This is a genomic window from Speluncibacter jeojiensis (assembly GCF_029589495.1).
In the GTDB taxonomy this organism is placed as follows: Bacteria; Actinomycetota; Actinomycetes; order Mycobacteriales; family Mycobacteriaceae; genus Speluncibacter; species Speluncibacter jeojiensis.
In genome coordinates, this window is the sequence record NZ_JAAIVF010000001.1 from 666,328 (window position 1) to 681,527 (window position 15,200).

At 72.2% G+C, this 15,200-nt stretch carries 1 protein-coding gene (running past one end of the window); it reads right to left on the bottom strand.

Annotation, left to right across the window (positions count from 1 at the left end):
• Positions 1-15,094 carry the 5' portion of a non-ribosomal peptide synthase/polyketide synthase gene (locus G4X40_RS02935; RefSeq protein ID WP_277830054.1) on the bottom strand. The gene continues 16,460 nt to the left of window position 1, outside the view, so 15,094 of the gene's 31,554 nt are visible here — the first part of the coding sequence; the start codon lies at positions 15,092-15,094; its stop codon lies beyond the left edge, outside the window.
• Between the last annotated feature and the right edge of the window lie 106 nt (positions 15,095-15,200).

Here is a 15,200-nt window from a genome sequence, read left to right on the forward strand (position 1 = left end):
CCATGAACAGGCTCGCGCCACGGTCCTTCGCGAACTCCGCCAGCCGGCGGTGGGTCGGCGCGTCGACAGAGAAGTCGACGGTCGCACCCGCCATCGAACGGGTCACCGGTCGGGGGCGGTCGGTGGGCAGTTCCAGCACAGTGGGGAGGTCGGTCAACCGGTCGCGCCAGTAGTCGATCTGACGCGCCGCGACCGACGCCGCATCGTTCTCGTCGCCGAGCACCCGGCGCTGCCAGATGCTGAAGTCGGCGTACTGCACCGGCAGCGGCGACCACTGCGGCGGTTGGTCCTGCGTCCGCGACACGTACGCCGTCATGACGTCGCGGGCAAGCGGCGCCGTCGAGGCACCGTCCGCCGCGATGTGGTGGACGACGACCATCAGCACCGACTCCGGCCTGGAAAGTTCCGGATCGTCCACCTCGAACAGCGCGATCCGCAGCGGCGGCGCGGCGGTCACGTCGAATCCTGTTGTCGCGAACGCCATCAGTGCGTCGGTCAGGTCCCTGGGCGGCACCGAATGCACCCGGTACTCCGGCAGCGCCTCACCGATCGGGAGCACCACCTGGTGCGGGTCACCGTCCACCTCCGGGTAGACGGTGCGCAGCGACTCGTGCCGCTCGAGCACGTCCCCGAGGGCGGCGCGCAGCGCCTCCACGTCCACGTCGCCGCTCAACCGGACCGCCAGCGGAATGTTGTATGCGGCCGACCGCGGGTCGAAGCGGTTGAGGAACCACATCCGGGACTGCGCCGGCGACAGCGGGATCCGCTCCGGCCGGACCATCGGGACCAGTGGCTCGCGGGCGCCACCGCCGGCGCGCAGGGCCTCGGCACGCAGCGCCAACGCCTGAGCGGTCGGCGCCTCGAACACCTCACGCACGCTCAGGTCGACGCCGACAGCGGCACCGACCCGCGCGGCGACCTTGGTGGCGGACAACGAGTTCCCGCCGAGGTCGAAGAAGCTGTCGTGAATGCCGATCCGGGCATCGACGTCCCGGCCGAGCACCTCGGCCATCGCGCCGGCCACGATTTCCTCGTACGGCGTGGTCGCCGCGGTGAACTCGCGTTCCGAGGCGAACTGCGGTGTCGGCAGTGCCCGTCGGTCCAGCTTGCCGTGCGTGGTGACCGGCATCGAGTCGAGAACCATCACCAGCGCCGGCACCATATACGCTGGCAACCTTTCGGCGACCGCGTCCCGGACCCTGCGTGCGTCGAGCGCGACACCGGTCTCGGAGACGACGTAGCCGACCAACTGGTCACCGGCGTGCCGGTCGTTGTGCACGACCACCACCGACTGGGAAACCCCCGCGCAGCCGGTCAGTGCCGTCTCGACCTCGCCGAGCTCGATCCGCAGACCGCGCAGCTGTACCTGCGCGTCGGCGCGGCCGACGAAGTCCAGCTCGCCGGCGGTGACATTCCCCGTCGCTTCACCCGCCCCGGTCCACCGAACCAGGTCGCCGGTCCGGTAGATTCGCTCACCCGGCGCGCCAAAGGGATTCGCGACGAACCGTTCCGCCGTCAGACCACTCCGCGCGTGATAGCCGCGCGCCAGGCCCGGGCCCGACAGGTACAGCTCGCCCACGACACCCGGCGGCACCGGGCTCAGCCGCGCGTCGAGCACCAGCGCGCGCGCACCGTCGATCGGCGCGCCGACGGTGATCCGGTCCCCCGCCGTCAGCGGCCCGGTCGCGGTGATGACGATCGTCGTCTCCGTCGGACCATACGAATTGAAGAAGGCACGTCCAGGCGCGAAGCGCTCCACCAACTCGGGCGGGCACACGTCGCCGCCGACGACCACCGTGCGCAGATCCGGCAACGCCGCCGCGTCGACCGTGCTCAACGCCGCCGGCGCCGTCAGCACATGCGTGACCCGCTGCTCCCGCAACAACGTCGTCAACTCGGTCCCGCCGAACACCTCCGGCGGGGCGATCACCATCGCGGCGCCGGCCGAGAAGGCCGCGATCATCTCGAACATCGACGCATCGAAACTCGCCGACGACAGCCGCAACACCCGCGACCCCTCGTCCAGACCCAGCTCCGCCCGCGACCGCGCGGTGAACGACGACAAACCGGTGTGGGTGACCACCACGCCCTTCGGCACACCCGTCGAGCCGGACGTATAGATCACATACGCGGCGTGCGCAGGATCGATCGGCCCGCGGCGCTCCGCGTCGGTCAACGGCGCGTCGGAGTACCCGTCCGCGACATCGCCGCCGACCTCCACCCACTGCACCTGCGCGTGAGTTGCCGGGTCCGGACCCCGCAAGTCGCCCGCGGGCCGAAGGCCCACGGTGCAACCGGAATCGGCGAGCATGTACTCGACCCGCTCCGCCGGCAGCTTCGGGTCGACCGGCACGAACGCCGCACCCGTGCGCGCGACCGCCCACATCGCGACGATCGAGTCGATGGTCCGCGGGAATGACAGCGCGACAAAGCTTTCCGGTCCGACCCCCCGGTCGATCAGCAGCCGCGCCAGCCGGTTGGCCCGTGCATCCACGTCCGCGTAGGTCAGCTCGTCGGCGCCAGCGACCAACGCCACCGCGGCGCGGTCCGGCGCGGCATCGAGGATCTGCGACAGCGTGCGGATCGCAGGCGGCAGGGACGCCGGCGCCAGCACCTGCGACCGTTCGGCCGGGGTGAGGATCGACAGGTCGCCGACTGGGCTGTCCGTGTCGTCGACCAGGGCCGCCAGCAGGCGACGCAGCCGCTCGGTGAACCCGTGCGCGGTCGCGGCGTCGAACAGGTCGGTCGCGTAGGTGACCGACCCCTCGAGCCGGTCACCGCGCTCACGCAGCGTCCACTCCAGGTCGAACTTCGCCACGGCGACACCGGGATCGAACGGTGCAACCTGCAGGTCCGGAAGCTCCAGTTCGCCGATGCCCTCGTTCTGCAACGACAGTGCCACCTGGAACAGCGGCGAGTGTGCCTGCGAGCGCGGCGGATCCACCGCCTCGACGACCCGCTCGAACGGCACGTCGGCGTGCGCGAACGCGGCCAGGTCCGTCTCCTTGGCCAGCTCGACGAGCTCACCGAAGCTCAGCTGCGGGCCGACCTCGGTCCGCAGGACCAGCGTGTTGACGAACATGCCGACCAGGTCGTCGAGTGCCCGTTCGCCGCGACCGGCGATCGGCGACCCGACCGTCACGTCCGTGCTGCCCGACAGCCGCGACAGCAGCACCGCCAGACCGGCGTGCAACACCATGAACAGCGTCGCGTCGCGCTCCCGCGCAATCTCGCGCAGCCGGGCCGTCGTCTCGGCGTCGACCACGAAATCGGCACGGGCACCGGTGAAACTCGCGGCCGGCGGGCGGGGACGGTCGGACGGGAGCTCCAGGACCGGCGTCTCGGCGAGCCGCTCACGCCAGTACCCCAGCTGCAGCGCGGCGACAGAGCGCGGGTCGAGCTCGTCGCCGAGCACGCGGCGCTGCCACAGCGCGTAGTCGGCGTACTGCACCGTCAACGGCGACCATTCGGGGGCCCGGCCCTGCAACCGCGCCGCGTAGGCGACCAGCACGTCCCGCGCGAGCGGCAGCGTCGAGAAGCCGTCGGCGCCGATGTGGTGCACGACCAGCGCGAGCACGAACTCGTCGTCCGCGGCCTGCAGCAGCGCGCCGCGCACCGGCGCGCCCGCGGTCACGTCGAAGCCGTCGGCGAGCACGCTCAGCACGGCCGCGGTCACCTCGGACTCGTCCACCGGTCGCGGTGTGAGGTCGAGCGGCACCTCGTCGGCGGGAAGGATCCGCTGATACGGGTCACCGTCGACGGCCGGGTACGCGGTGCGCAGCGACTCGTGCCGGTCGATCACGTCGGCGACGGCGCGGCGCAGCGCGGTCACGTCCAGCGCGCCGGACAGCCGCACGACGATCTGGATGTTGTAGACCGGCGAGGCGGGTTCGAAGCGGTTGAGGAACCACATCCGCTGCTGCGCCGGAGAGAGCGGGATCAGGTCGGGGCGCGGTCCGGCGACCAGCTCGGGCCGCTGCGTGTCGTGCGCGGCCTGGTCGACCCGGCGCGCGAGCGCGGCGACCGTCGGGGCCTCGAAGATCTCGCGCACGCCCAGACTGCAACCGAAGACCTCCCCGATCCGCGCGACCACGCGGGTGGCGCTGAGCGAGGTGCCACCGAGCGCGAAGAAGTCGTCCTCGGCGCCCACTCCGACCGGTCCCGTGCCGACGACGCCGAGCACGTCCGCGAACACCGCGGCGATCAGCGATTCGGTCTGGCTGCGTGGCGCGACGTACTCGCGTGCCGAGAACACCGGTTCGGGCAGTGCCTTGGTGTCGACCTTGCCCGAGCCGGTCAGCGGCAGCTGGTCGAGCACGGTGATCGCGGCCGGAACCATGTACTCCGGCAGCCGCGCCGCCGCCTGCGCGGTCAGTTGCTTCACGTCGACGGCGTGTCCGGGCACCGGCAGCACGTACGACACCACGGTGGCGACGCCCGAGGCGGTGCGGTGCCCCACGGTGACCGCCAGTTCCACGCCCGGGTGCGCCGACAGCACGGCGTCGATCTCGCCGAGCTCGATGCGGTGACCACGCACCTTCACCTGGAAGTCGGTGCGCCCCAAGTATTCCAGCGCGCGAATCGGCCCGGCGGTCCAGCGCACCAGGTCGCCGGTGCGGTACAGCCGCGTGCCCGGCGCCCCGAACGGGTTCGCGACGAAGCGGGCGCCGGTCAACGCGCTGCGGCGGTGGTAGCCGCGGGCGAGGCCCTGCCCGGAGATGTACAGCTCACCGGCGACGCCGGCGGGTACCGGGCGCAGCCGCGCGTCGAGCACATAGACGTCGGTGCCGTACACCGCCGACCCGATCAGCACCGGCTCGTCCGGGTGCATCGGCCCGAAATGCGTGGCCATGATGGTCGATTCGGTCGGACCGTAGGCGTTGAACATGGCCCGGCCCGGCGCCCAGCGGCGCACCAGCGCCGGTTCGCACGCCTCGCCGCCGACCACGACGACGCCCAGCCGCTCGAGCCCCGCCGGGTCCATGGTTGCCAGTGCACCCGGGGTGACGAACGCGTGCGTGACCTCGCGACCGACGAGGATCGCGGCGAGCTCGGTGCCGCCGTAGACGCCGGTCGGCACGATCACCAGTTCGGCGCCGCCGCCGAAGGCCATCAACAGTTCCAGGATCGACGCGTCGAAGCTCGGCGATGCGAAATGCAGTGTGCGCGAGGTGCCGTGCACCCCGTAGCGCGCCTGCTGCTCGGCGACGAACGCGGCCAGGCCCACGTGCGGCACGACCACACCCTTCGGGGTACCGGTCGAGCCCGACGTGTAGATCATGTATGCCGGGTGCTCGGGCAGCAGCGTCGCCGCGCGGTCGGCGTCGGTGACCGGGGCGGCGCTCCGGCCCACCAGCGCGTGCACGGTCTCGTCGTCGTCGAGGGTCAGCCACTGCGGTCCCGTCCCCGTCTGCGCACCGGGCAGCGATGCCGCGTGCGCCGCGAGCGTCACCCCCAGTGATGCGCCGGAATCGGCAAGCATGTGCGCGATCCGCTCGGCCGGATAGGTCGGGTCCACCGGCAGGAACGCGGCACCGGTCTTGGCGACCGCCCACACCGCGAACACCGACTCGACCGACCGTGGCACCGCGATCGCGACGAACGACTCGGGTCCGACACCGCGAGAGATCAGCAGGCGGGCAAGCTGATTCGACCGCTCGTCGAGTTCGCCGTAGGTGACGGCAGCCTCGCCGATCGACAGCGCGGCAGCATCCCGGTCGACGGCCGCGGCCGCCAGCAGCTCCGGCAGGGTGCGCACCGGCACCGCGGTCCGGCCCGGCTGCGCCAGCAAATCGGCGCGCTCGTCGCCGGACAGCCAGGCGATGTCGCCGATCGGCCCGCTCGCATCGGTCACGGCGGCCCGCAGGATCCGCAGGAACCGCTCGCCGATCCGGGCCGCGGAGTCGTGGTCGAACAGGTCGCGCGCATAGGTCAGCGTGCCGACCGCACCGTCGTCGCCGTGCTGTTCGGCGACGACCAACTGCAGGTCGAACTTGGCGACACCGAAATCGACGGGCTCCGAGACGATCTGCAGGCCGGGCAGCTGGATGCGGTCGTGACGCGCCTCCTCCAGCGTCAGCACCACCTGGAAAAGCGGGTGGTGCGCGGTCGAGCGCGCCGGCTGCAGCACCTCGACGAGGCGCTCGAACGGGATGTCCGCGTGCGCGTAGGCGGCCAGGTCGGTGTCGCGCACGCGCGCGAGCAGTTCGGCGAACGGCAGCGAGGGGTCGACCCCGGTGCGCAGCACGAGCGTGTTCACGAACATGCCGACCACGTCGTCGAGGGCCTGCTCGCCGCGACCCGCGACCGGCGTGCCGATGAGCACGTCGTCGGTGTCGGCCAGCCGGGCCAGCAGCACCGCCAGCGCGGCGTGCAGCACCATGAACGGGGTGGCGCCCGCGCGGCGGGCCAGTGCGGCGACCGCCCGGTAGGTGGCGGCGTCGATGGGGAATTCGACCGCGCCGCCGCGGTAGCTCGGGATCGCGGGCCGGGTGTGGTCGGTGGGCAGCGCCAGCGCCTCCGGGGCTCCGGCGAGTTCGGCCGACCAGTAGGCGATCTGGCGTCCGGCGACCGACTCCGCGTCGTCGTCGGCGCCGAGCACCTCGTGCTTCCACAGCGCATAGTCCGCGTACTGCACGGGCAACGGCGCCCATTTGGGCGCCTCGTCCGCGGCGCGCAGCGAATAGGCGTGCACCAGGTCGGCGGCCAGCGCCTGGATCGACCATCCGTCGATGCTGATGTGATGCACGACCAGCACCAGCACGTGCTCGTCCGGCGTGACGGGCAGCAGCGTCAGTTCGATGGGGATCTCGGCGGTGACGTCGAAGCCCGACGCGACGGCCGCCCGCACCCGCGCGGCGACCTCGTCCGGTGCCGCCGGGTCCTGCTCACCGGGTACGTCGAGCGCCAACTCGTCGAGCGCCAACTCGTCGAGCGCCAACTCGTCGAGCGCCTCGTCGACCGACAGGATCCGCTGGTACGGGCCGTCGGCCGAATCCGGGTAGACGGTGCGCAGCGTCTCGTGCCGCTCGACGATGTCGCGGATCGCCTCGCGCAGCGCGTCGACGTCGAGGCTGCCGGTCAGGCGCAGCGCCACGACGACGTTGTAGGCCCCGGAGCCGGGGTCGAATCGGTTGAGGAACCACATGCGGGACTGGGCCGGAGACAACGGGATCCGCGCCGGACGGGTCCGGCCGGTCAGCGCGGGTACGACCGCGCCACCGGCACGCGAGCCCTCGACCACCGCGGCGAGCCCGGCGACCGTCGGCGCCTCGAACACCGCGCGCACCCCGACCGCACAACCGAGGTCGGCATTGATGCGGGCCACCAGGCGGGTCGCCACCAGCGAGTTGCCACCCAGGTCGAAGAAGCCGTCGGCCACGCCGATCGGGGTGTCGCCGGTGCCGAGCACCTCCGCGAAGATCGTCGCGAGCGTGTGTTCGGTGGGTGTGCTCGGCGGCACGAACTCCCCCGCGCCCGCGAACTCCGGCGCGGGCAGCGCCTTGCGGTCGAGCTTGCCGTTCGGGCTGAGCGGGAACGCGTCGAGAACTGTCACGGTCGACGGCACCATGTAGCGCGGCAGGAGCGTCGCCGCCCCGTCGAGCAGCGTCCGCTCGTCCAGTGCCGCACCGGGTTCCGCGACCACATAGCCGGCCAGGTGGTCGCCGGTCGCGTCGTCGCTGCGCAGCACGACCACCGACTGTGCGACCGACTCCTGTGCGGCCAGCGCGGCCTCGATCTCGCCGAGCTCGATCCGCTGTCCGCGCAGCTTCACCTGGAAGTCGGTGCGTCCCAGGTACTCCAGCTCGCCTGTTGGAGTCCACCGCACGAGGTCGCCGGTCCGGTACATCCGCTCGCCCGGCGCACCGAACGGGTTCGCGACGAAACGGTCGGCGCTCAGGTCGGGCCGGCCGACATAGCCGCGGGCCAGCTGGACGCCCGCCAGATAGAGCTCACCCGCGGCGCCGACCGGGACCGGGCGCAGCGACGGGTCGAGCACGTACACCTGGGTGTTCCACACGGGCGCGCCGATCGGCACCACGGCCTCACCGGGCACGGTGCGGTGATAGGTGACATCCACCGACGCCTCGGTGGGTCCGTACAGGTTGTGCAGTTCGACGTTCGCGGCGTCGTGCAGTGCCCCGGCGGTGGTCGGGGCCAGCGCCTCGCCGCTGGTGAACACCCGGCGCAGCGACCGGCACCGGCCCAGGTCGGCCCCGGCGAGGAACACGTCGAGCATCGACGGCACGAAGTGCACCGTGGTGACCGCGCGGTCGTGCACGACCCGCTCCAGGTACGCCGGGTCGCGGTGACCGTCCGGCTCGGCGATGACCATCGTCGCGCCGACCTGCAACGGCCAGAACAACTCCCACACCGACACGTCGAACGAGATCGGGGTCTTCTGCAGCACCACGTCGGCGCCGGTGAGCGGATAGCGGTCCTGCATCCACAGCAGCCGGTTGACGATGCCCGCGTGCGGCACCGCCACACCCTTGGGCCGGCCGGTCGAGCCGGAGGTGAACAGCACGTAGGCGGCCGACGCAGGGTGGACCACCGGGCGCGGCCGGACCATACCGTCGGAAGAAGGCTCCGGCAGATCGAGCGTGTCGACGGCGACGACCCGCGCCCCGTCCGGCAGCGCCGCGACGTCGGCGGCCGTGGTCAGCACTACCGCAGGCTCCGCCTGGAACACCACATAGCCGATCCGCTCGGCCGGCAGGTCCGGGTCGATCGGCACGTAGGCGCCGCCGACCTTGAGGACCGCATAGATCGACACCAACATGTCGAGGCTGCGGCGCAGCGCGATGCCCACCAGCGACTCCGGCCCGACACCCGTCCCGGCCAGATACGCGGCGAGACGGTTCACCCGCGCGTCGAATTCCCGGTAGCTCCAGGCGGTGTCGCCGAACACCACCGCCCGGGCGTGCGGAGTGCGCGCCACCTGAGCCTCGAACAGCTCGATCAGCGTGGTCGACGGGAGCGCGTGCTCGGTGGCGTTCCAGGTGCGCAGGATCTGGGCGCGTTCCGCGGGCGCGAGGACGTCGACCGCGCCGACCGTCAGCTCGGGATCGGCGGCGATCGTCTCGAGGACCCGGGTGACCCGTCCGGCCAGCACCGTGATCTCGGCCCGGTTGAACAGGCCCGGCTGATAGCGCAGCGTCATCCGCAGTTCCGGCTCGAGCACCGACATCAGCGTGACCGGGTAGTGCGTGGCGTCGAGGCCCTCGATCGACCGCACCCGCATGCCGGCGATATCGGTGTGCTCGTCGAAACCGTTGCGGTCCACCGGATACGACTCGAACACGGTGAGAGTGTCGAACAGTGTGCCCAGCCCGGTGCGTGCCTGGATGTCGGCCAGGCCGACGTGGTGGTGGTCGATCAGTTCGGACTGCGCGCTCTGCAGTCCGGACATCAGCTCGCTCAGGGTGGCGCGCGGATGCACCCGCAGCCGCACCGGCAGCGTGTTGATGAACAGTCCGAGGATCTCCTCGACGCCGGGGAGCTGCGGCGGACGGCCGGACACCGTCGCGCCGAAGACCACGTCGTCGCGGGAGAGCAGGCGCGAGAGCACGATTCCCCACGCCGCCTGGATCGCGGTGTTCAGCGTGGTCCCGTAGCGGCGGCCGACCGCCGTCAACGCGGCGATCAGTTCCGCCGGGGCCGGGACCGGCACCTCATCGGGCACCGACTCGCCCGCACCCACGGCCTCACCGGCTGCGAGCAGTGTCGCCTCGCCCAGTCCCTCGAGCGCCCGCGCCCAGGGCTGCATCGACGCGGCCTCGTCCGACTGGGCCAACCAGGCCAGGTAGTCGCGGTAGGGCCGCGGGGTGGGCAGCTGGTCGCCGCCGCCCGCGTAGCGGACCAGCAGCTCACGCACCAGCAGTGGCGTCGACCAGCCGTCGAGGATGATGTGGTGGTTGGTGACCGCCAGCACGAATTCCGCCGGCGCGGTGCGGATCAGCGTGAGCCGCAGCAGCGGCGGGCTGTCGAGCGCGAAACGCGCCACCCGGTCCGCGTCGAGCAGGGCGGCGAGCTCGGCGGCCCGTGCGTCGGCGGGCAGCGCGGTCAGGTCGACCTCACGCCAGGGCAGCTCCACGTGGTCGAGCACCAGCTGCGCGGGCACCCCGGACTCGTCGTAGACGAACGCGGTGCGCAGCTGCGGGTGCCGCGCGACCAGTCCGGTGGCCGCCGCCCGCAGGCGCGCCGGGTCGACCGTGCCGGACAACTGCAGCCGCAGCTGCGCGGTGTAGACGTCGACCGCCTCGGCGACCATGCTCGCGTGGAAGAGCAGCCCCGACTGCAGCGGCGAGAGGTTCCACACGTCGCGCAGACCGGGGTGCTCGCGCTCCCACCGTTCGATCTGCGGCTGCGTCACCGCGACCAGCGGCAGGTCCGACGGGGTCAGCCCGCCGGCTCCGGGCAGCTTCGCGTGCGCGGCCAGCCCCTCGAGCGCCCGCCGCCACAGGTCGGCCAGCTCGGCCACCTCGGCGGCGGTGAACACACCCTCGGGGTAGGCGAATCCCGCGACCAGGCGTGGACCGTCGGGCCCGTCCGCGACCGCCGCGTTGATGTCCAGGCACGACGCGGCACGCAACCGGGAACCGCTGTGCGCGTTCAGCTCCGGCGCCGAGTGGTCCGGCGCCCAGCCGATCTCGCGCAGCTGCTCGGACAGGTGCGCCACCCCGAGCCGGCCGAGGTAGTTGAAGCTGACCTGCGGAACCGGCAGTCCCGCGAGCCGCTCGCGGGTGCGCTCGTCGAGGTAGCGCAGCACGCCGTAGCCGACGCCCTTCCCGGGGACCGTGAGCAGTTGCTCCTTGACCGCCTTGACGACCGCGCCGGCCGCCGGTCCGCCCTCGAAGGCCTCGCCGAGGTCGACCTCGGGCACCTCCAGCCGCACCGGGAAGGCACTGGTGAACCAGCCGACGGTGCGGTTCACGTCGGCGCCGGGCACCGCCTCTTCCTCGCGACCGTGCCCCTCGAGCGTGAGCAGCACAGAGCGGCCGACGGCGCCACGCTCGTGGCGCCAGTGCACCAGGGTCAGCGCGAGCGCCGCCAGCAGTCCGTCGTGCACCCCGGAGCCGAACAGCTCGGGCAGCGCTCCGAGCACCGTGTCGGTGACCGCCGGGCTCAGCTCGATCTGGACGCGGCGCACCCCGTCGACGCGGTCGCCCGGTTCGAGCCGCCGCGCGCCCAGCACCGGGTCCGGCGCGGCCGGCACCCGCTCCCAATGGTCCAGTTCCGCGGCGTGCGCGCCGGTCGCGGCGGCATCCTGCACGCCGTGCGCCCAGCGCCGCAGCGAGGTCCCGACCTCGGGCAGCTCGGGCGCCGCGCCGGCCTCGACCTGGGTCCATGCGACGGCGAGGTCGGGCAGCAGGATCCGCCACGACACCCCGTCGACGACCAGGTGGTGCGCGACGATCAGCAGCCGCCCGACCGGGCGGTCGCCGGTGGTCCCGTCGCCGCCCGCGCCGGCCAGGTCCAGCCAGACGAGGCGCAGCATGACGCCGGACGCAGGGTCGAGTTGTCCTGCCGCGCGGGCACACTCGTCCGCCAGCAGTTCGTCGAAGGCGCGGCTGCCGGGGGCGCAGGCGGCGGGCACCCGCTCGATGATCCGGTCGACGTCGACCGAGCCGGTCGGGCCGGCGCGCCAGGACCACGCGCCCTGCCCGTCGCGGGTGAAGGTCGACCGCAGCACGTCGTGCCGGTCGACGACCGCGGCGACGGTGCGGCGCAGACTCTCCGCCGTCGGCCGGCGCGGCGCGGTCACCACCACGGCCTGGTAGAAGTCGGCGATCGATTCTGCGGCGGTTCCCGCGTCGCCGTCGTCCCCGCCGCCGTCGCCCGCGCGGTCGAGCATCGCGTGCACGATCGGGGTAGGTGCGATCTCCCCGACCCCGCCGCCGTCGAGTTCCTCGACGACCGGGGCGGTGCCCGCCAGGTCGGACTCGGTTGCAACCGCCGCGATTCCCGCGATCGTCTTGTGCTCGAACACCTCTCGTGCGGTGAAGGCGACACCGAGTGCCTTGGCCCGGGCCGCGATCTGCATGGCCAGGATGCTGTCGGCGCCGAGCGCGAACAGCGAGTCGTCGACACCGACCCGTTCGAGTCCGAGCATCGCCGCGACCACCTCGGCGATGACCCGCTCGGCGGGGGTGGACGGGGCACGGTAGTCGCGGTGCCCGGCGCCGAAGACCGGCGCGGGCAGCGCCCGCCGGTCGAGCTTGCCCAGCGGCGTGAGCGGAACGTGATCGAGCCGCATGATCGCGGCGGGGACCATGTGGCCCGGCAGCGCCGCGGCGAGCGCGCCGATCAGCCCGTCCTGGTCGAACTGCGCCCCGGTGCGCGGGCGCACGTACGACACCAGCACGGTCGCACCGGCGTCGGTGGTGTGCGCGACGGTCGCGGCGAAGTCGACCTCCGGCTGCGCGGCAAGCACGGTGTCGATCTCGCCGAGTTCGACGCGGAAGCCGCGGATCTTGACCTGGAAATCCGAGCGCCCGACAAACTCCAGTTGATGGTCGGGTCCGCCGGTCCAGCGCACCTCGTCGCCGGTGCGGTACATCCGCTCGCCCGGCTTGCCGTAAGGGTCGGCGACGAACCGTTCGGCGGTCAGCCCCGGGCGCAGGTGGTATCCGCGCGCCAATCCCGGCCCGGCCAGGTACAACTCGCCGACGGCGCCGACCGGGACCGGCCGCAGCTTGCGGTCCAGCACGACCGCACGGGCCCCGGCGATCGGCCGGCCGATGGTGATCGGGTCACCGGGGGCCAGCGGATCGCCCGCGGTGATGACGATGGTGGTCTCGGTCGGTCCGTAACTGTTGGTGAACCGGCACACCGGTCCGAACCGGTCGACCAGGTCGGGTGTGCAGACGTCGCCACCGACGACGACCGCGCGCAGCTCGGTCAACGTCCCCGGGTCGACGGTGTTCATCAGCGTCGGCGCCGAGATGATGTGGGTGACCCGTTCGCGGCGCAGTAGTTCGACGAGTTCGTCGCCGCCGTAGACGCTCGGCGGCGCGACGACCATCGTCGCCCCGGCCGTGAAAGCCTGCAGCATCTCGAACATCGACGCGTCGAAGCTCGCCGACGAGAAACGCAGCACCCGCGAGTCCGCGTCGACACCCAGTTCGGGCCGGGCCTGGGCGTGGAAGTTCGCCAGTGCGGCGTGGGTGACCAGCACGCCCTTGGGCAGTCCCGTCGACCCCGAGGTGTAGATCATGTACGCGGGGTGTGTCGGCGCGAGTGACCGCCGACGATCCTGGTCCAGGACCTCTGCCGCGGAACGTGATTCGAGATCGGCGAGCACCTCCGCGTCGTCGAGCACGATCCATTCGGCGTCCCCCGGCAACAGCGGGCGTTGCGCCGCCAGCGTGATGCCCACGGCAGCACCGGAGTCGGAGAGCATGTGCGCGATGCGGTCGGCGGGCAGGGTGGGGTCGATCGGCACGAACGCGGCACCCGAGCGGGCCACCGCCCACATCGCGACCAGCGCCTCCGGCGACCGCGGCATGCTCAGCGCCACCATCGTCTCCGGCCCGGCGCCCGATTCGATCAGCTTGCGCGCCAGCCGGTTCGACCGTTCGTCGAGCGCACGATAGGTAACCGCTCCGGAGTCGGCGCTGATCGCCGTCCCGCCCGGATTCGCCGCGACCCCGTCGGCCAGCAGGTCGGGCAGCAGCCGCTCGGCACGGGCCGGACCGCACGAGTACGGCACCAGCGCGGCACGCTCCCCGACGTGCAGCACGTCGACGTCCTCGACGAGCGCCTCGTCGGCGGCCGCGGCGAAATCGGCGAAGAACTCGAGGAAACGGGCGTGATGGGCGCGCAGCACCGGCTCGGGATACAGGTTCGGGTTGGCCTCGAAGTCGACGTGCGCCTTGGTCTCGCCGACGGCCGGATAGATGTTGACCGACAGGTCCTCGACGGGGCCGGTGCTGAGCACGTTGACGTTGCTGACGATCGAACCGAGCCGGAGCTCGCCGAAGAACATCATGATGTTCACGGCGGGGCCGAAGAAGCCGCGGCGGTCACCGCCGGCGCCGGCGTCGCGCCGCATGTCCTCGTGCCGGTAGCGCTGATGCCGCAGCGCCCCGGTGAGTTCCACCTGCACCCGGTCGACGAGCCCGGCGACGGTCGTCTCGTCGCCGATCGCGAGCCGGATCGGGACCACGTTCGAGACCATGCCGCCGGACCGGCGCAACTTCGCGGTGGTGCGCGCCGACACCGGCAGGCTCAGCACCACGTCCTCCCCGCCGGCCATCCGTGCCAGGAAGGCCCCGGCGGCCGCCACCGCGACGGTGGCGAACGACAGTCCGGGGCGACGCTCGAGCAACCGCGCGATCGCCTCGTCGAGCCGCTGCGGCAGGTGCTCGCCGACCACCAGCGAATGGGCGCCGACGGCGGCGCTGCGCCCGGCCAGGCTGATCGGATGCGGCAGCGCGACGGTCCGCTCCGCCCAGTGCGCCCGGTCGGTCAGGAAGCGGGTGGAGGTGCGGTAGGCCGCCTCGTCCTCGCTGATCTCGCGCAGCGCGCTGATCTTCAGTTGCTCCGGTTCCCGGCCCTCGACGGCCGCGGTGTAGCGCTCCGCGACCCGGGACATGAAGCTCATCGCGCCGAAGCCGTCCAGCGCGATGTGGTGGATGCGTGAGTACCAGTAGTAGCGGCCGTCGGCCAGACGCAGCGTCGCCGACTCGATCAGACGGTCCTCGAGCAGGTCGATCGGGGTGCTGTATTCGCGCCGCATCCACGCCTGGGCGGCCGCGACCGGGTCCGCTTCCCCGCCGAAGTCCAGGTGGGTCATCCGATCGTCGAGGGTGTCGTCGATGGTCTGGAACGGCTCCGAGTCGATCTCGACGATCCGCAGCATGCCGGTGCCGAGTTCGCGGGCCGCGCGGGCGCACTCGTCCGCGAGGATGTCGACGTCGAGGTCACCGTGGATCTCGACGTAGTTCGCGATGGTGATCGGGACCTCGAGCAGGTGCTGCGCGAACCAGATGCCCCGCTGGGCCGCCGACAGCGGAAAGACGTCCGGGCGCGGCACCTGCTGATCGCACTCCGCGATCGTCGCGCCCGCAGAGATGTCTTCCGATCCCACTACCTCGACCCTTCGATTCCCGACATTGCGTATGCAGATTAAGGCCGCCGGGGGTGCTCGACCGTGCCCAAACCGTCGCCGTTGCCCCAGTCCACGACGCCGCCCC